At 40.2% G+C, this 19081-nt stretch carries 19 protein-coding genes; 16 read left to right on the plus strand and 3 right to left on the minus strand.

Features of this window, described 5'->3' with window-relative positions; translation table 11 throughout:
* Positions 1-2: 2 nt before the first annotated feature.
* From BLV55_RS06180 to BLV55_RS14450, 9 genes are all read left to right on the plus strand, one after another.
* Positions 3-1835, plus strand: coding sequence for a thiamine pyrophosphate-dependent enzyme (locus tag BLV55_RS06180; RefSeq protein WP_093312448.1), 1833 nt, complete (start codon positions 3-5; stop codon positions 1833-1835).
* Positions 1822-2412, plus strand: coding sequence for an indolepyruvate oxidoreductase subunit beta (locus BLV55_RS06185; protein WP_176968294.1), 591 nt, complete (start codon positions 1822-1824; stop codon positions 2410-2412). Before BLV55_RS06180 ends, BLV55_RS06185 begins: the two co-directional genes overlap by 14 nt.
* Positions 2413-2687: 275 nt before the next feature.
* Positions 2688-4736 carry a methyl-accepting chemotaxis protein gene (locus tag BLV55_RS06190; RefSeq protein ID WP_093312453.1) on the plus strand — a complete coding sequence of 683 codons (2049 nt, stop codon included), beginning with the start codon at positions 2688-2690 and terminating at the stop codon, positions 4734-4736.
* Between the two features lie 138 nt (positions 4737-4874).
* Entirely contained in the window at positions 4875-5162 is a 288-nt protein-coding gene (gene rpsF, locus BLV55_RS06195) for a 30S ribosomal protein S6 (protein WP_093312456.1), read from the plus strand.
* A 12-nt stretch (positions 5163-5174) separates the two neighbouring features.
* Positions 5175-5615 carry a single-stranded DNA-binding protein gene (locus BLV55_RS06200; protein WP_093312459.1) on the plus strand — a complete coding sequence of 147 codons (441 nt, stop codon included), beginning with the start codon at positions 5175-5177 and terminating at the stop codon, positions 5613-5615.
* Positions 5616-5657: 42 nt separating this feature from the next.
* Complete coding sequence (gene rpsR / locus BLV55_RS06205) at positions 5658-5888, plus strand: 30S ribosomal protein S18 (protein ID WP_093312462.1); 231 nt, start codon at positions 5658-5660, stop codon at positions 5886-5888.
* 26 nt (positions 5889-5914) lie between these two features.
* The gene (locus tag BLV55_RS06210) at positions 5915-7573 is read left to right on the plus strand and encodes a glycoside hydrolase family 26 protein (RefSeq protein ID WP_093312464.1); all 1659 of its coding nucleotides are present in this window, start codon (positions 5915-5917) and stop codon (positions 7571-7573) included.
* Between the two features lie 48 nt (positions 7574-7621).
* The gene (locus tag BLV55_RS06215) at positions 7622-8266 is read left to right on the plus strand and encodes a 50S ribosomal protein L25 (protein ID WP_093312467.1); all 645 of its coding nucleotides are present in this window, start codon (positions 7622-7624) and stop codon (positions 8264-8266) included.
* A 164-nt stretch (positions 8267-8430) separates the two neighbouring features.
* Positions 8431-8610 (plus strand): hypothetical protein, encoded by a 180-nt coding sequence (locus BLV55_RS14450; protein WP_143033175.1) that lies wholly within the window; start codon positions 8431-8433, stop codon positions 8608-8610.
* A gap of 87 nt (positions 8611-8697) precedes the next feature.
* On the opposite strand, the gene BLV55_RS06225 is transcribed toward BLV55_RS14450, so the two are convergent.
* Positions 8698-9336 (minus strand): GNAT family N-acetyltransferase, encoded by a 639-nt coding sequence (locus BLV55_RS06225; protein ID WP_093312472.1) that lies wholly within the window; start codon positions 9334-9336, stop codon positions 8698-8700.
* A gap of 167 nt (positions 9337-9503) precedes the next feature.
* Between BLV55_RS06225 and BLV55_RS06230 the strand changes: the two genes are divergently transcribed.
* The 6 genes from BLV55_RS06230 to BLV55_RS14570 all read left to right on the plus strand — a co-directional run bounded on the left by BLV55_RS06230 (position 9504) and on the right by BLV55_RS14570 (position 15938).
* Positions 9504-9794 carry a metal-sensitive transcriptional regulator gene (locus BLV55_RS06230; RefSeq protein ID WP_093312475.1) on the plus strand — a complete coding sequence of 97 codons (291 nt, stop codon included), beginning with the start codon at positions 9504-9506 and terminating at the stop codon, positions 9792-9794.
* Between the two features lie 52 nt (positions 9795-9846).
* Positions 9847-12357, plus strand: coding sequence for a heavy metal translocating P-type ATPase (locus BLV55_RS06235; RefSeq protein WP_093312477.1), 2511 nt, complete (start codon positions 9847-9849; stop codon positions 12355-12357).
* Between the two features lie 23 nt (positions 12358-12380).
* On the plus strand, positions 12381-12596 hold the full coding sequence (locus tag BLV55_RS06240; RefSeq protein WP_093312480.1) for a heavy-metal-associated domain-containing protein: 216 nt from the start codon (positions 12381-12383) through the stop codon (positions 12594-12596).
* A 339-nt stretch (positions 12597-12935) separates the two neighbouring features.
* Positions 12936-13898: a rhodanese-like domain-containing protein gene (locus BLV55_RS06245; RefSeq protein ID WP_176968295.1), complete on the plus strand. Its 963-nt coding sequence runs from the start codon at positions 12936-12938 to the stop codon at positions 13896-13898.
* Between the two features lie 376 nt (positions 13899-14274).
* A complete protein-coding gene (glpK, locus tag BLV55_RS06250; RefSeq protein WP_093312486.1) occupies positions 14275-15771 on the plus strand; it encodes a glycerol kinase GlpK in 1497 nt (498 codons plus the stop codon).
* Positions 15772-15791: 20 nt separating this feature from the next.
* Entirely contained in the window at positions 15792-15938 is a 147-nt protein-coding gene (locus BLV55_RS14570; RefSeq protein WP_176968296.1) for a hypothetical protein, read from the plus strand.
* A gap of 195 nt (positions 15939-16133) precedes the next feature.
* On the opposite strand, the gene sdaAA is transcribed toward BLV55_RS14570, so the two are convergent.
* Positions 16134-17009 (minus strand): L-serine ammonia-lyase, iron-sulfur-dependent, subunit alpha, encoded by an 876-nt coding sequence (gene sdaAA, locus BLV55_RS06255; protein WP_330386581.1) that lies wholly within the window; start codon positions 17007-17009, stop codon positions 16134-16136.
* A gap of 91 nt (positions 17010-17100) precedes the next feature.
* A complete protein-coding gene (gene sdaAB / locus BLV55_RS06260) occupies positions 17101-17766 on the minus strand; it encodes an L-serine ammonia-lyase, iron-sulfur-dependent subunit beta (protein WP_093312488.1) in 666 nt (221 codons plus the stop codon).
* A gap of 195 nt (positions 17767-17961) precedes the next feature.
* On the opposite strand from sdaAB, the gene BLV55_RS06265 reads away from it, so the two are divergent.
* A complete protein-coding gene (locus BLV55_RS06265; RefSeq protein WP_093312489.1) occupies positions 17962-18999 on the plus strand; it encodes an EAL domain-containing protein in 1038 nt (345 codons plus the stop codon).
* Positions 19000-19081: the final 82 nt, after the last annotated feature.

Genomic DNA, 19081 nt, shown 5'->3' on the forward strand with positions numbered 1-19081 from the left:
TTATGAGCGATAAAGAAAAAACAATCATGACAGGAAATCAGGCAATTGCCCGTGGATTTTATGAAGCAGGTGGTTTAGTGGCAGCCAGCTATCCTGGTTCGCCGACGGTGGAAATACTGGAAACGGCTAACCAATATCCGGAGATAGATGCTGCCTTCTCGATTAATGAGAAAGTTGCTCTGGAAACAGCGATTGGCGCTTCTTTTGCTGGAGTCAGGGCAATGGTCAGCATGAAGCATGTAGGCGTAAATATTGCGGCAGATCCACTGTTGACGTTTACTCAAACTCCAGTAAGAGGTGGATTTTTGTTAGTATCCGGGGATGATCCGGGAATGCACAGTTCTCAAAATGAGCAGGATAACCGAAATCTTGCAAAGTTTGCCAATATGGCGGTGGTTGTACCTGGAAATAGTCAGGAAGCAAAGGATTATACTAAAAAAGCCTTGGAGCTTAGCGAAAAATATGCCATGCCAATGATGCTGCAAATCACCAGTCGAGCGTGTCATAGTCGTTGTTTAGTGGAAACGGGAGAAAGGGAGGAAGCAATTCAGGATGAATTTCCCCGGGACGTACCATCCTATGCCATGATTCCGCCGAATACCTTTGATAAACAATATGCAATGAAGGAGCGTTTGGAACAGATAGTTGCCGATGGCGAAGCCGAGAAGTGGTGTCAGATGGAAGAAGCCTATCAGGCAGAGACGCTGATTGTTACAGCGGGATTGCCTTACTATCATCTGAAAGAAATAGAGGAAAAACTGAAACCTGTAAGCATCTTGAAATTAGGAATGGTATATCCATTACCCTTAAATCACTTAAAAGAACTGATCCAACCATATAAGCAAGTGATTGTTATTGAAGAAATGACTCCTTTTATTGAAAATGAATTAGCTTTGGCAAACATCTCTTGTGAAGGAAAAAAATACTTTTCCTTTACAGGAGAGCTAGGTGATCAAGAAATTTTGACCGGCCTTCGAAATGCTGGATTAGCCAGAGAAATGAGCGTTGTAAGTCGTCAAGAAGAAGAAATGGAGAAAGAAAAAGTGACGCCAAGACCCCCTTTGTTTTGTCCGGGATGTCCTCATCGGCCGGTGTTTGATATTTTGAAAAAGAGTAAGGTGATGGTGAATAACGACATTGGATGTTATTCGATGGGGCTGTTTCCTCCTTTTGAGGTATCTCATTCATTGATTAGCATGGGAGCAACCATTGGTATATCGACAGGAATGTTAAAAGCCAATCGAAAAGCAGGAAGAGAGATACCTCTGGTCTCGGTAATTGGTGACGGAACTTTTTTTCACTCTGGAATGCCGGGCATGGTAAATCTTATGGACCATTTAGAGCCGGAAGATAACTTAACGATTATTCTGTTAGACAATGGAACTACGGCGATGACCGGTGGTCAAAAAAATGCATCTACTGGAAAAAGAATGCCAGAAGCGGAAAAACATATTCATATTCCTTCCCTAATAAAGGAGATGGGGATTGAAGAGGTGCAGATACTGGATCAATTCCGATATAAAGAAACCAGCGCTGCTGTTAAAAAAGCTATTAAAACACCAGGTGTATCCGTACTGGTAATGACACGACCCTGTGCTCTTCATTTCAAAATTAAAGAACCGGTATTTTATGTGGAGCCGGAAACCTGTATTGGATGTAGAACCTGTATTAAAACCAACTGTCCTCCTCTTCGAATGAAAAAGTATGAAGGACAAGAAAAAGAAAAATCATCCATTGATCCCTCTATGTGCGTTGGATGTTCTATTTGCGCACAAGTATGTCCGGTAAATGCGATTAAGCGTAGAGAAGGGGGAGGTACTAATGAAGGCAATTAATGTTTTGATTGCAGGAATTGGAGGCCAGGGGCTTGTGATGACAACAGAATTGATCTGTCAGGCAGCTTTTGGAGAAGGGTATGATATAAAGAGTAACGATGTGATAGGATTAGCTCAGCGTGGCGGTCGTGTTTGGGGATCTGTCCGAATTGGAAAGAATATTTACTCTCCTAATATACCGGAAGGAGAAGTGAATCTGCTGCTAGGCATTGAACCGATGGAAGCCCTGCGCTGGCAGTTTGACCTGAAGACGGAGGCGAAAATACTGTTAAACCAACATCAGGTATACCCTACTATCGTGCAGCAGGAACAAGCCGTATATCCTGAAAAAGAAATTCAACAAATGCTGGAAAAGTTTGACAGTCTAGCCTTGGATGCCTTTAAAGAAGCGAGAGAATGTGGCAATGAAAAAGCGGCAAACACGCTAATGGTAGGTGGTATCTCTCATTTTCTTCCAATAAGTGAAGAAGGATGGCTGAAGGCTATTAAACGAACTTACCCGGAAAAATTGCAGGCAGTAAATGAAAAAGTATGGAAAAAAGGTCGAGACATCGCTCAGCAGTCAGAATTTGTTTAAGAAAAATAAATACTAAAAAACTCTAGGCATTTGCTCAAACAGCTCTAGAGTTTTTTGCATTTCAAATAAGAGTAAATGAGTAGGATTTTCCTGATAACTACTGTGTAAAAGGAAAAAATAGTATTGCTAAGAGGTCAGTCAGGAGGTGCAAAAAAAAATAGAGTTTCTATGAGGGCGAATGCTAAAACATAAAAGAGGAATTGTTCAGTAGAATATGCTATGTTATGATGAAGGTACAAAATCGGGATGAATAAAAAGAAGAAGGAGAATGCTTTGTGAATGTATTGAAAAGAAGCTTGTTTGTAAAACTAATGAGTTGCCTGATATTAGCTGGAGTTATTATTTTTGGGATACAAATAGTTATCAGTAGCACTTATTATGGCGATAATATGAGAAATGAAGCTGAAAATTATCTAAAAGAAAAACTGAGAGCGGAGGCTGGATTTCTTAATGCGGAGCTCCTTATAAGTGAGACAGCATCAGAGAATATTGCGGCGCTGGTTTCAAATGATAAGAGCAACGATGAGTCACTGCTATTTGATTATTTTGAGACGGTGATGCAAAGCAATCAAATGATTGTTGGTGGCGGGGTATGGATGGAACCGGGTAAATATGTAGAAGACCAGAAGTATTATGGTCCGTTCTTATATTTGGACAATGACTCTATCGTAGTTTCGTGGGAGTATAGCGATCAAGATGGAGATTATTTTCAATATGAGTGGTATCAAGACGGGCTAGGTGACGAATCCGTATGGTCTGAACCTTATGTTGATCCAATTTCAAAGGTGCCGATGATTACCATTTCCTCACCAGTAAAAAGAAATAATCAGACTATCGGTGTGGTGACACTGGATATTGGTTTAGATAAGATGCAGGAACATATAAGTGGGTTAACCATAGGGGAAAATGGACAGGCGTTTTTAATAAGCTATCAAGGTGATTTTGTCGTTAATGAAGCCATTGAAAATCCAATGGGTACTAAAATAACAGATTTGGAGAGTTCTTTATCAGAGGTTGGAGATCTTGTTGTGAGCGATAGACAACCAGGGTTGATCAGTACATCGATTGATAATGAAAGCAACTTACTGTCTTATCAGGAGGTAGGTACTAGTGGTTTGAAATTAATTCTGACGCTACCTGAGTCGGAGCTAGGAATTACACAAAGTGTTATTAACTCTTCTATCATTTCGGTTGTTGCGATGCTTATTTTTATGCTGATTATCTATATAGCTATTAAAAAACTAATCCTTAAGTACTTGAAGATGGCTGTGGAACACGCAGAAAAAGTTGCAGCAGGAAATCTTAAAGCAGAGCTGCCTGACGAATTTGTTCAAAGAGAAGATGAATTTGGACGGTTAGGATCTTCTTTAAAGAACATGACTGAAAATTTAAGAGAAATCATTGCTCAAATACAGTCGATGGCACAGAGGGTAGCTACCTATAGTGAAGAGTTGTCTGTTTCTGGAAGTGAAGTTGGCAAAGCGGCAGAAGAAGTTGGAACAGCTATTCAAACTGTTGCTGATGGAGCTGGAAATCAGTCAATGAGATTGGAAGCTACAGCTCGAAATATAAACGGGCTAGGTTCTGAGGTTCAAGGAGTTGAAAAACAGGCTCAAGAGATGAATCGAGTTTCAAAAGAAGTATTGGAAGAAATAAAAAATGGACAAAATTCCATTGATGAATCAATTGATCAAATTTCTGAGGTGAAGGAAGATACAAAAGAAGTAGGCGTTGTAATTGAAAGACTAGGAAAGAGATCTGAGGAAATTGGTAAAATTGTTGAACTTATCCAAAATGTATCGAATCAAACTAATTTACTTGCTCTAAATGCAGCGATAGAAGCGGCTAGAGCTGGAGAGGCTGGAAAAGGCTTTTCTGTTGTTGCAGACGAAATTAGAAAATTAGCTGAAGAGTCTTCTAAAGCCACTGTTAATATCGACGAATTGATTAGCATTATACAGAAAGATGTTAATTCGGCTGTTGAAAAAATGGGTACTAGCGCTGATAAAGTTAATCAAAGTTCAGTGAAAATCAATGAAAATGGAGCCATATTTGATCGAATCAGTCAAGAAATAAGTCATTTGATAGATACTATTTTTGAAAGTGTTGAAAAAATTCATCAGGTTGCTGAAACTAGTCGAAGCATAGAATCTGAAGTGAATACTATTAATGGAATAAGCCAGGATTTTGCTGAAAACTCAGAAGTAGTTGCTGCTTCCAGCGAAGAACAAATTGCTTCTACAGAAGAAATTGTATCTTCCGCTAAAAAGTTGACGGAAATGGCAGAAGATTTAGCGCAAACCTCGAATAAATTTACTATTTAAAGAATCTTGATAAATAAGTAAAAACAAGATAGAAGTTGTTTTTTTCAAACTTATATGTTATAATGCCTTGATGTGAGAAAATCATTTCTCTGCCCTGTTAAAACAGGGCCGTTTTTAGTCCAGAGGGAGGTGAAACAAGTGAATAAATACGAATTAATGTACGTGATGAAACCCGCTACAGAAGAGGCGGAAAGAGAAGCGTTACTGGAAAAGTACAAAGGCATTATTGAGAAAGCCGACGGACAAGTGGACAACATTGAAGAATGGGGTCTGCGTAAGTTAGCTTACGAAATTAAAAAAGAAACAGAAGGTTTCTACATGCTGATGAACTTTCAATCCGACGTGGACGTTCCGAAAGAGTTGGATCGTAACATGAAGATCGCAGACGAAGTAATCCGCCATATGATCACCAGAATCGAAGAGTAGGGGGTTTTTTGCGTGAATACAGTTATCCTGATTGGAAATCTGGCCAGAGACCCGGAACTGCGTTATACAGCTAATGGAAAAGCAGTGACAAACTTAACTGTTGCGGTGAATCGTGGCTATGGTAAAAACAACGAAGCGGATTTTATTCGAGTCGTTGTATGGGAGAAACAAGCAGAAAACTGCGCCAACTATCTGGCGAAAGGCCGGAAAGTTGCTGTTCAGGGAAGGCTTCAAGTAAGTTCTTACGAAGCGAAAGATGGTTCAACCCGTTATAATACGGATGTTGTTGCTAATGTTATTGAATTTTTAGGTGGCGACAACTCATCGACAGGATCGTCTCAAGCAATGCAACGTACCAGCAGTCCTGAGGCATCATCTGATTTTAATCCGGAAGAAGAGATTAATGTAGATGACTTCAAAGCAATGGACGATGATGAAGACTTGCCATTCTAATGACCGTAAAGCAATATTTTGTGTAAAGGAGGGAATTCCCTTATGATGAACAGAAGAAAAAAGAGAAGCAAAAAGAAGATTTGTACTTTTTGTGCCGATAAAAAAGCAACCATTGATTACAAAGATATTGGACGATTAAAAAAATATCTGACAGAGAGAGGTAAGATTTTACCTCGCCGAATTAGTGGAAATTGTGCAATCCATCAGCGAGATATTACGCAAGCTATCAAAAGATCCAGATTCATGGCATTGCTGCCATATACAGTGGACTAACTCCTGGAGAAGAGGAGAGCGCAAAAATGATCTGGAAAAAAATAGGAACATCATGCATTACCGTCTGTGTGACGGTGATCCTGCTGGTAAGTACTGTGGTACCTGTGCAAGGCATAGAAACCCATGGAATAGAAGATTCTTGGATCATTCTTAATGGGGAAAGGTCAAAGGCCTCGGACTTTGAATCCTGGGAAGATGCACAGGAAATAAAGGTATTTGCCTCTGAAAAAAAAGAGCTGACAAATCATTCCGCTGGCTATAAACTTCAGTATCCGGCAAGTATGGAAGAAGACTTCTCGCTTTCGGCTGTAAGAGGTGTGCTGGAGGATGATGTCACAAAGTTAGAAATATATCATGATCAGTTTTCAGGAACGATTCATTCAGCAAACAGTTATATTAGTTATAGCCGAGGGTTTTTGCAGAATAGGCAAGACCATCACCTTCGTCGGCAGGAAGTTCTTAAGGTAAACGGTATGACGGTTCACTACCTGGAATGGGACAGAACACCGATAAAGGCGATTGAAAACGACCGGCACCATTATGCAAAAGCTATTTTTCTACGAAATTCAATGGAAGTTTTTACGTTACTATTCAAATCTCAGGAGCCTATGGAGAATCACTGGGATATCATCGAAAGCTTTGAACTCGTAGATAGAAAAGCAACTCCACAGCTTCATCAGCGGTACTATCCGATGGACCGCGACTGGAGTTTACAAACACAAGCATTCTACCAACAATACTTTATTGATAGCGATGAGTTAATATGGGGCATATTTGAGTACTCGGCGCCAGGAGATTTCGTTGATCTTTTTCGATTAGAAAGAAGGCTGGAATACGAATTTCCGTTTTTGTTACATTACAAGAATTTTGAACGGGAATTTCCCCGTCAAGAGTTGGAGAATGCCAGAGAAGAAAAAAGAAATGTGGTTCTGACATTACAAACAAAGCATCGAGAAGACGAAAAGAACAGACGGGTACTGTATGATGTTTTGGAAGGGAAGCATGACGACCATATAGATATGTACGCCAGAGAATTAAAAGAATTTGGGGAGCCAGTCCTATTTCGTCTTAATAACGAAATGAATGGAGATTGGTGTGTATACTCAGCCTACTTTAGTTCAATGGATACAGATATTTTTGTTGCTTCCTGGCGATATATTTACGAACGATTTGAGAAACATAATCTGGATAATGTTATATGGGTTTGGAATCCTCATGATTTATCCTTTCCTGGGTTTCAATGGAACCATTACCTAATGTATTATCCGGGAGATGAGTATGTTGATATCATAGGAATGACAGGGTATAATCCAGGTACCTATTTTCCGGGTGAGCGTTGGAAATCTTTTGTCAGTATCTATGCTGACTATTATGAAGAATATAGCATGTTGTTTCAACAGCCACTAATGATCCCGGAATTTGGATCCAACTCTGTTGGCGGAGATAAAATAGCATGGATCTGGTCGATGTTTTATCATATGCCCCGTTACGAAGACATAAAAGTAGCGATATGGTGGAATGGTATTGATCGTGATGAAGAAGGAAACCCAGGGAGAATTTATCGACTAGATGAAACTCCGGAAATGGTTGAAACCTTTCGAGAAGGGTTGAGTCGTTTTACATCACCAGAACCAACATGGCGAAATGTAGTAGAGACAGAAGAACATGAAGAAGAAAAAGAATAAAGCCAACCGTATTAAACGGTTATAGGTATTGAAAGGAGTGTGAACACCATGGCAGTCCCACAACTGACATTGGTTCCCCGTGAGACCATACAGGACAAAAGTGTAAAGGCCGCTCGTAAGGAAGGTAATATTCCAGCGGTTGTTTACTCTAAAGGCAAGCCCACCAAAGAGGTGTTTGCTGATGAAAAAGAAATAATGAGACTCCTAAACGAGTTTGGAAGTAATCGTAAAATTACACTAAACTTAAATGGAGAGAAAAGCTTTGCGATTATCAAAGAAGTTCAAAAAGACTATATGAAGAACCGATTCATTCATTTAGATCTGCAAGCTTTGGATGAGAACGTAAAACTTTCTATGATGATGAACATCAATATTCTAAATCGTGATTCTGTAGAAAAGGGAGATTACGTTCTTCAGGTGCAGGCTAATGAAGTAGAAATTGAAATGTTCCCAAGACATATGCCGGACAGCGTAGAAGTAGATGCTGCTTTACTAAGAGATAAAGATAATCTTACAATGGCGGATCTGAACATCGCTACTGATGAAAACATTGAAATACTGGACGATAAAGAAACCGTTATTGCAACCCTTTCTTATATTCAGGAAATTTCTGAAGAAGAAAGTGAAGAAGTGGTGGATGCAGGTGCTGTACCAACGGTTGGAGAAACCGAAGGGACAGCAGGCGAAGAATAGCATCAATAGAAAACCTGGAACTTATGTATAAGATTCCGGGTTTTTTTATGCAAAAAAAAGGGATTCAAGTAAGGCTGTCGAATATAAACAGGAGAGAAGCAATAAGACAATGTAGAGGGGCACTATGCTGGCTATTGGAATGTGGGGGCAAAGGAAGTGAAAGCGTGAAAGGCAAATTGATTTCTCTTCACTGCGAAGAAAGAAAAAATAATTGGAAATTGAACGAGGATGAAGAAGAGGAAAGAATACGTACGCTCGCCCTGGTACTACAGGTTGTTGAAAGCGTTAAGAAAGACAAAAAAACTTGTTTGGAAACAAAAAACATTGAAAATTACAAACGTTGATAACAAAAAAGATAAAATAAAAAGTCTGGATTCTGCTTAAAGCAGTCCAGACTTTTTATTTTGAATGATTGCGAGGAGTGAATAGGGTTAAAATTCAGAAATATCTTTGTAATAAATCAAATCTGTAAAAGTTTCGCCTATATAATCTTCATACCGTACGCCGGCTAAGTGATAATTTTGTTTTTTACGAAAAGCTAAAGAGGCGAAATTAGGTGTAGGACTAATAATGGTTTCGGCTAACATGGTTTCAATGTTCTTTTGACGAATATCCTTGATTAAGCGTTTATAAAGTTCACTTCCGATTCCATGACCAGTAAGGTAAGATTGAATAGCTGTTTTATCGACTACAATAAAATCATTAAGGCGTTCCTGGTCAAAAGAAGGGTGCCAGTGAACATCTTCCAACCAAGAAGGATTATCTTCCAGCCATTGAGATTTCGTGTAACCGATTAAAAAGCCAACAATTTGGCTTCGATTTTTTCCGGTAACGTTTTCGGCGACATAAAAATGATCAAGCCTTTTTGCTAGTTCGGAGAATTTTTCCTTGTAATAGGTCGGGTCGGAAGAGTAATTGTCTACCAAAAACCCTTGAGAAGAATCTTTTTGACCAGTACCTACGGAAGCGGCAATTTGAAAAACCGAATTAATATCTGACTCATTAACACGGCGGACTTCGATATAGCTGCGAAAAACAATTTTTTCCTTGCCGACAGAACCTGGAATCATTGGAGCCCCTCCTTTATCGAATTAATGAATAGAACAGGGACCATGGGCGGCTCCCTTTCTAGGACAATAGTACAATAATTATAGTATATGAAAGAAAATCTGTCAATCCGCCAACTCTTTACATAGGGTAGGGGGGTATGGTATAATGCATCGAGGGAGGAGATAGAATGAATACAGAAAAAACGCCATCAAAGCATTCGGCAGAGGTACAAAAGAGCTTATTGCATCGCTTAAATCGGGTAGAGGGACAGATACGTGGTATAAAAAAACTTATTAGTAATGAAGTTTACTGTGATGATATACTCCATCAGTTGGAGGCGTCCAGATCGGCGCTTAAATCCATCGAAATGGTATTATTAGAAAGTCATTTGAAGCACTGTGTGATCCATCAACTAAAAAAGGGAGATGTATCTGTGGTGGACGAAGTTCTGACAACGATAAAAAAAATAACAAAATAATGAGCGAAAACGAATGAAGGAAAAGATGGAAATCTTGCAAAAGGAGGATGACATGAAAAATACAAAGCTTAAAATAGGTGGCATGTCTTGTGCTAGTTGTTCAGCCGCAATTGAAAAAAAGCTAGCTAAGTGGGAAGGTATTGAAAAAGCAGATATTAATATGGCTACAGAAAAACTTCATCTACGCTATGACGAGTCTCAAAACTCCTTAGAAATGATTGCAAAAGCCATTGAAGATTTGGGATATCAAGTGCTTATGGAGGAAGAGGAAACAGAGACAAAAGAAGAGAAGGATGGAACGGCCCGATCAATACGTAAAACATTTAAAATCACCGGTATGACTTGTACGGCTTGTTCTGCTGCCATAGAGAAAGCTTTGAGTAAGATGGGAGGTGTAGAAGAGGCTATAGTGAATTTTCCAGCTGAAAAACTAACGGTAATATTTTCACCTGATCAGGTGAGGATAGTTGAAATTAGTAAAAAAATTACTGACCTTGGTTACGAGTTGATATCAGAGCCAAAAGGAGGTCAGGAGGTAGATCAGGATGAAATCATGATGCAAAAATCATGGAAAAGAATGGTCCGGTCAGCTATATTGTCGGGTACGATCATGTTTCTGATGATTCTTCATATGGTTATAGGGGTTGAAATCCCGTACTATCTGGTGGTCGTTAATCTTCTGGCCTTTCCAAATATATTTTTGCTAGGTAAAAAGGTTCACAAGGCAAGTTTTAATGCATTAAAAAATGGAAGTCCCAATATGGATGTATTGGTTTCGTTAGGGTCTTTGCCACCTTATTTAATCGGCTTAACAGCTTTTTTCTTTCCACTGCAAGCATTTACAGAAATGGCTAGTAGTATTATGACCTTTCACTTAATAGGGAAATACCTGGAAAATCGTGCAAAAGGAAGAGCTTCCCAGGCGATACGTAAACTGGTCGAAATGGGAGCCAAAACAGCGACCATCCTTTTACGGGGAGAAGAAATGGAAGTGCCTGTGGAAGAATTGCAACCAGAAGATGTCATGATTGTAAAACCGGGCGAAAAAATTCCTACAGACGGGATTATTATAGAAGGGAAAAGCACCATCGATGAATCCATGGCCACAGGAGAATCTATGCCGGTGAAGAGAGAATCGGGTGATCCGGTGATTGGAGCAACGATCAATAAGCAGGGATTACTAAAAGTAAAAGTGACCAAGGTGGGTGACGAAACCTTTTTGTCCCAGGTTATTCAGTTGGTAGAAGCTTGCCAAGGTTCTAAAGTTCCAATTCAGGAATTTGCTGACCGGATCACTGGATACTTTGTTCCGGCGATTTTGATAATAACCGTAGTTGTGTTTTCATCAAACCTGCTGTTTCCGGAATTTCATCAAAGTATTTTGCAATGGGGAGCAGGTTTTTTACCATGGGTGAATCCGGATGCTGGAACGTTATCGATTGCTTTTGTTACAGCGACGGCTGTGTTGGTTATTGCTTGCCCTTGTGCTCTTGGTCTTGGAACGCCTACGGCTCTTATGGTAGGGAGTGGAATGGGGGCTGAAAAAGGAATTTTAATTCGAAATGGCGAAGCGGTACAAACCTTCAAGAACTTAAAAATGATTATTTTTGATAAAACAGGAACGTTAACCCACGGAAGACCGGCTGTAACGGATATTGTGACGGGAGACGGGGTGGATGAGTTTTCTTTAATGAAAGTAGCAGGGGCCTTAGAAAAGGGCTCGGAACATCCGCTAGCCCATGCAATCATAGAAGAAGCGAAAAAAAGAAAAATACCCATGGGAGACATCCAAGGTTTTGAAGCAGTAACAGGCATGGGGATTGAAGGGTTTTTGGATGGAGATAAGGTTTTAATGGGAAATAGAAAAATAATGGAAAAACACAAAATAGCTTATGAACATTTGGAAGAAGAAATTCAAAGACTGGAAAATGAAGCGAAAACAGTGATGATGATTGTTCGTGAAGAAAACCTATTAGGAATCATTGCTGTGGCTGATCCGGTAAAAGAAGACTCGCCTAAAGCTGTTAAAGAACTACAGGAAATGGGTATTCAAACAGCAATGGTAACGGGTGATAACGAGCGGACAGCTAGAGCTATTGCGGAAAAAATTGGGATTGATTACGTAATAGCCGAAGTACTGCCGGAAGGAAAAGTAGAAGAAGTGAAAACGCTTCAGAAAAAATTTGAAACAGTGGCAATGGTAGGCGATGGAATCAATGATGCACCGGCGCTAAAGCAGGCAAATATTGGTATTGCCATTGGGACCGGGACTGATGTTGCAATAGAAGCGGCCGATGTTACTTTGGTAAAAGGAGAGTTGAGTGGTATTATCTCAGCGATATTATTATCGAGAGGGACTTTCCGGAAAATCAAAGAAAACTATTTTTGGGCCTGGTTTTACAATGCAATAGCCATACCGGTAGCGATGGTGGGATTACTTCATCCTATGATTGGGGCGGCGGCGATGTCTATCAGCTCTTTGAATGTGATTTATAACTCTTTGCGCTTAAAAAAGACAGATATACAGCCGTCGTTTAAGAAAGTTGTAGAAAAAAACGTATAAAATACTCAAAGAGGAGGTAAACAATGAGAAAGCTAATTAAAATCGAAGGGATGACCTGCGGTCATTGCTCAGCAAGGGTAGAAAAAAACCTGGCACAGGTGGATGGTGTAGAGGAAGTGGTAATCGACTTGGAAGCGAAGAATGCCATTGTAACACTTGGGAAAGCAGTAAATAACGAAACGATCGTTGAGGCAATAGATGATGCGGGATACGATGTAATTGATATATCAGAAGCATAGAAAAAAAGCAGATCTTTGGATCTGTTTTTTTCTACCTAGTTTTTGAATAATTTAGTTGAAAATTTACTTGAAACCATGTATGATGATATAGGAGAAAAAATACTATTGGCGAAATCGAACAAAAAAATAATGAAATAAGGAGTGCCTGAGATACAGATAAACAAAAAAGAATTTACTGACAGCGAATTAACATTTTTAGTAGTTTTTTAGCAGAAAGATTAAGTGGGTATATTTTTTTTGCTAAGTTTGTTTTTAAATTCACAAGCCCAAAAAGAAAACACATAGGCAATACACTTGTGAATTAAAGAAAATATAAAAAGCTAGAAGGAGGAAGTTATGATGAGTCAGAAAAAAATATTAAGCTTATTACTTGCATTACTTTTATCTTTATCACTATTGGCAGGATGTGGGTCCCCTGCTGAAGAAGCAGAGGAAGTAGAAGAACCGGTTGTGGAAGAAGTGGTTGAAGAGCCGGCAGATGAATCAGAAGAAGAGGCGGAACTGGATAGAGAAACGGTTATAAAAGAGGCAACAACGGCTTACTATGATTCTATTACAGAAGAAAATAGTACATGGAACATGATTAGCTTTGAGAATGCTCTTCCTCTCATTGAAGAGAATCCGGAAGATTATTTTATCGTGGACATGCGTAGTGCAGAAGATTATGCAGAAGGTCATATACCAGGCGCTGTCCATATTCCATATTCGGAAATAGGAGATAAGATGAATGTTCTGCCGGACGACCGTCAAATTCTGGTCTACTGCTTCACTGGGCAAACATCTGGTCAGGCAATTGCGGCAATGCAGCTGATGGGTTTTGATGCATTATCACTGCAAGGTGGCATGAACTTTGGATGGGCACCCTTGGAACTGGGTGAAGACACCTTAGAAACAGAAGCGAATGAACTGCCGGAAGCGGATGCAAGCTGGACTCCTGAACAAGAAATTTTGTTGGTAGCAATTCATAATCATTTCACTCAGGGAACCAATTATATTGTTCGTCCGCCGGAAGTAAAAGAATTAATTGAGGCAGGATCAGAGGATATTGAAATCATTGATATTCGAAATCAAGAGGCTTATGATGAAGGACATATTGAAGGTGCAATGTTGATACCATTCCCAGAAATAGGGGAACGGATGGAAGAAATTTCTACTGAAAAACCAGTTTACGTTACTTGCTTCTCTGGTCAGACGGCAGGGCAAACCATTTTGAATCTTCGTTTGAATGGTATCGATGCAATGCCTTTGTATAGAGGCATGCGAGGCTGGACAGCAGAAGAAATGCCGGTTGTAACTCCTTAATATAGGTAATCCCCCTCTTTTTTAGAGCATTAGCACACCATACCGAGTGAAAGTGGAATGGTGTGCTATGCTTTTAGGTACAAAATTATAGGTGTAGTGGGTTCAAGGGATTTAAGAGTAAAAAAGGTTGGAAATTTCTGAATAATGATAATGTTTCCTTGACAGAGAAGGGTCTTTTCGATATACTTTCCGTAAAGAATAAAAAATAGATGAAACAAGGACATTGGATGGGAGAGTCGTTGAAGTGACTCTTGTTTTTTTTGTCCTTTTTTGTGCCTAGAGTTAGCTGGCACGTTTGCTCAGGTGCGAGAAAAAGAAAAGACCGCTAGTAGGAACTCAAAAACGCTAAGTCAACCAAGCCAAAGGAGGAGTTTCAGTGAAAAAGTACATTATGTCATTAGACCAAGGTACGACCAGTTCTAGAGCGATTATTTTTGACAGAGAAGGAAATAATATTGGAACCAGTCAAACGGAGTTTACTCAGATTTATCCGAAGGCCGGCTGGGTAGAACATGATGCTATGGAAATATGGGGTACCCAAAGTGGTGTGGCTCGACAAGTGTTGGAAGTTAATGGAATACGTCCGGAAGAAGTAGCGGCTATTGGAATTACCAATCAACGGGAGACTACAGTGATATGGGATCGAGAAACGGGAAGGCCCATTTATAATGCGATTGTCTGGCAGTGTCGACGAACTTCGGATATTTGTGATGATCTGAAAGCCAAAGGTTTAAGCGGCATGGTGCGAAAAAAAACCGGATTGGTCATTGATGCCTACTTTTCTGGCACGAAAATCAAATGGTTGTTAGACCATGTAGAGGGAGCCAGGGAAAAGGCAGAAGTGAGAAAACTTCTCTTTGGAACCGTTGATACTTGGTTGATTTGGAACCTTACTCGGGGAAAAACCCATGTTACAGATTATAGTAATGCGTCTAGAACCATGTTGTTTAACATTCATACCCTTCAATGGGATGAAGAACTTTTAGAAATGTTGAACATTCCAAAATCGATGCTTCCGGAAGTGAAACCATCCAGTGATATCTATGGTTACACCGATGAACATACTTTTGGTGGAGCCAGAATTCCTATTGCCGGTGATGCAGGAGATCAACAGGCTGCTTTGTTTGGACAGGCTTGCTTTGAGCAGGGAATGGCGAAAAACACCTATGGTACTGGCTGTTTTATGTTAATGAATACGGGAGAGGAACCTATTATTTCCGAAAATGGACTGCTTACTACTATTGCCTGGGGAAGAGAAGGAAAGATTACCTATGCGTTGGAAGGGAGTATTTTTATTGCTGGCGCTTCTATTCAATGGCTACGAGATGAACTACGGTTGATTTATGATGCAGCACAAAGTGAATACTATGCAAATTTAGTGGAAGATACTCATGGCGTATATGTGGTGCCAGCGTTTACTGGATTGGGAGCTCCTTACTGGGATATGTACGCGAGAGGGACCATTGTGGGCCTTACTCGGGGTGTAAAGCGGGAGCATATTGTAAGAGCTACTTTGGAATCTATCGCTTATCAGACGAGGGATGTGTTAAGTGCGATGGAGGAAGATTCTAATATCACATTAAAAACATTAAAAGTAGATGGGGGCGCTTCGGTAAATAATTTCTTAATGGATTTTCAAGCGGATATTCTAGGCGTTCCGGTAAAAAGAACGGCAGTAGCTGAGACTACAGCCTTAGGAGCTGCTTATTTGGCAGGACTTGCCGTAGGGTTTTGGAAAGATCATGAAGAAATTAAAGAAAAATGGGAACTGGATCGAGAGTTTATGCCAGAGATGGAAGTGGAAAAAAAGGAAGAATTGTACCGGAAATGGACAAAAGCAGTGGAGTGTTCTATGGGATGGGAGAAAAAATAAGGTTTTAGAGGAGAAAAAAGATGTACAATTATCGTTGTAGGGACAGGTGGAATGGGAAGCGCTATTACCAGAGAACGGTCAAAAAAATAGGGAAGGATAGCGACCGGCAAGGGGTATATAACGCAGGAATGGATCGACGGATTTTAAGCATGATGGTTATCAGATAGGAAAATAAGCAGTCGTTTATGATTGGAGTATCTACTACAAAGAAAGCTCTTTGGACGTTATAAAAAATCAGCAACAGGGACAGGGTGATCTTTTGCTAGTTGCTTCTTCTTGTCCTTGTTGCTGGCTTTTGTTGTTACTTGATAAAGTTACTTCCTAGTCATCGATTTGGTTCTTTCTCTGTAGAGATGAAAGGCTTACTTTTTTTGCCGTAGTTTTTCTTTTAATGCACATCCGGTAGGTGTCGCAGCAACTCCGCCAAGAGCCGTTTCTCTAAGCGATTCTGGCAAGCTTCGGCCAACATGCCCCATCGCTTCTACTACCTCATCAAAAGGAATGAGGCTGGGGACACCAGCTAAAGCTATTTCAGCGCTAATAAGCGCATTGGCAGCCCCGATGCCATTTCGTTTTTGGCAAGGAGCTTCTACTAAGCCGGCAATTGGATCGCAAACTTGACCCATGACGTTTTTTAAGCAAATAGCGGCTGCGTGTAGGCTAACTTCTGGAGATGCTCCCATAAGCTCACAAATGGCGGCAGCTGTCATAGCGGCAGCTGAACCCGTTTCGGCCTGACACCCTCCTTCGGCACCTGCAACCGTAGCTTTTTCGGTAATGATAAGGCCTATGGCAGAAGCGCAGAAAAGAGCATCGACCATATGAGTATCTTCCCAAGAATGCTCTTCTTGCAAAGCTTTGAGAGTGCCGGGTAAAATTCCGGAAGAGCCAGCTGTAGGAGCGGCAACGATAACCCCCATAGACGCATTTACCTCTAATACTCCCATAGAATAAGCAACAGCTTTGGCTGTGATGTCACCACAAATTGCTTTTCCTGCTTGCTGGCGCTTCATTAGCTTTTTGGCTTCTCCACCAATCAGACCACCCATAGAGGTGAGGCTCTGATTCAGAGCGCTTTCCACAGAAGTTTCCATGACTCTCCACTGTTGAAGCATTTGATTGCGAAGTTGATCCGGGCAGGATTCAAAAAGGTGCTGCTCTCGTTGAATCATCGCTTGAGAGATCTTTATGCGTTGATTCTGGCAAGTTGCCAGTAATTCTTTTCCACTTCCAAACATTATCTCATTCCTTTCTGATCGATCATCAAACATGGGTTACTGAGGTGTGTGATATAAGTTTAATAAGGGCGTTGTTTTCGGCTTAACTCGATTAGTCGATCATAAATACATCATGAATATGCTGATTCTCAAGGATTTGCTGGACTAACTCTTTATCCAGTCGATCATCTGTTTCTAGAATCGTAAAGGCTCTGTCGCCTCGATACTCACGATACATTTTTATGGTGCCAATATTAACACCTGCACCTGCTAAGACACTAGTAATATGAGCCGCAACACCGGGGCGGTCTTGTTGCTGGACGATAAGCGTTGGATATTCGCCAGTAAAGGCAACGGATATTCCATTGATATTCGTAATAACCACTTCGCCTCCTCCGATAGAGGCTCCGGCCAAAGATAGATTGTTTCCAGAAGTTCCCACCACTTTGATAGCAACAGTGTTTGGATGCATTCCCTCTTGCAGTTCTGTAGGAAAAAATCGGAAAGTTAGTTGTTTTTCATCGGCAATTCGGTAAGCATCCCGAATGTCCGGATGATCCGTAGCGTAGCCAAGCATTCCTGCCAGAAGTGCTCGATCTGTTCCATGACCTTGGTAGGTTTCAGCAAAAGAACCGTAAAGGTAGAAGTCAACTTCTTTAGGTGTTTCTTTTAAGATGCGAGCAGCAATTTGCGCGATTCGTAAAGCACCAGCTGTATGTGAACTGGACGGGCCAATCATAACGGGTCCCATAACTTGAAAAGCACTGATTCGTTTCATGAATACTACCTCCACTTCTTGTATAAATGTCATACTCAGGAATATTATACCTTAAATTGGTAATTGCGTAAGGCCATTTTAAAAGAAATAATAAAATACCTGCTGGAGATATTGTGACAATAGGGATTTAATGGGTATTAAAACTTCTGAGTGTCTATAGAAAAGCACTTTCCTCTTGAAAGGCGGGGTAAAATAATGGAATGCAAAAGATGTACCGTTATTCCTGAAACCAGTGTAGAAGCTTCCTGGGTCTATATTAAATTGCCAACACATCACCATATTGCTCCTTTAGAAAAAATAGCTTCGGGGATGAAGGAAACATTAGAACCAAAAGCAAATGGATTTTTGTTAAAGATATCTGATTTCCAGGAATTTGTGCTAAGGTTATGTCGTCATTATTTCAACTCAATAGAACAGATGGATATTTACTTAATGCCAATGAAAGAAGCGGTTATCAGCTTTGAATCTCTGGACTGTTATAAACGTTTAAGCTACTGGAAAAACCTGTTTTTAGGAGAAGACCTCATCTATATATTAAAAGAAAAGAGTCTTAAAATACTTTTTCACCCCATTGTGCTGGCAAAGGACCATAAAATCTATGGCTATGAGGCATTAACCCGTGGCATCAAACGGGATGGAAGGATAATGTCACCGATAGAAATGTTTCGGTATGCGAAGGAGATGGATCTATTATTCCATCTTGATCGGTTGTGTCGAGAACAAGTGATTAAACAAGCCGCTGAAGCAGGTATTTTGGAAAAAGTGTTTATCAACTTTATTCCTACTTCCATATATGATCCAGATAAATGCCTTCGGTCAACAGACGAAGCGATTCATCGATATGGTCTCAAGGCAGAGCAGATTGTTTTTGAAGTGGTTGAGACGGAACGTATTGATGATTACGATCATTTGAACTATATTTTAGATTATTACAAGGACAAAGGTTATGCAACAGCTTTAGATGATGTTGGCAGTGGATATGCTTCAACGGGAGCTTTACTTCGGTTAAATCCAAGCTATATGAAGATAGATATGGGGATTATTCGAGGAATTCATGAAAATAAACAAAATCAGCGAATATTAAACGAGTATCTTTCGATAGCTCGCGAAAAAAATATTTACATTCTGGCAGAAGGCGTAGAAACAAAAGAAGAAATAGACTACTTAACGGAAGCGAAAGTAGATTTTTTGCAAGGATACTACTTTGGAAAACCTTCCCATAAACCTTTGTAAATACGTCTATTCGATTTGCGAATTTTGTCTGCATCTCAAGTCACGATCATGAAATAGGTGATTGATCCATAGACGATTGTAT

This window comes from Tindallia californiensis (assembly GCF_900107405.1).
Lineage (GTDB): Bacteria > Bacillota > Clostridia > Peptostreptococcales > Tindalliaceae > Tindallia > Tindallia californiensis.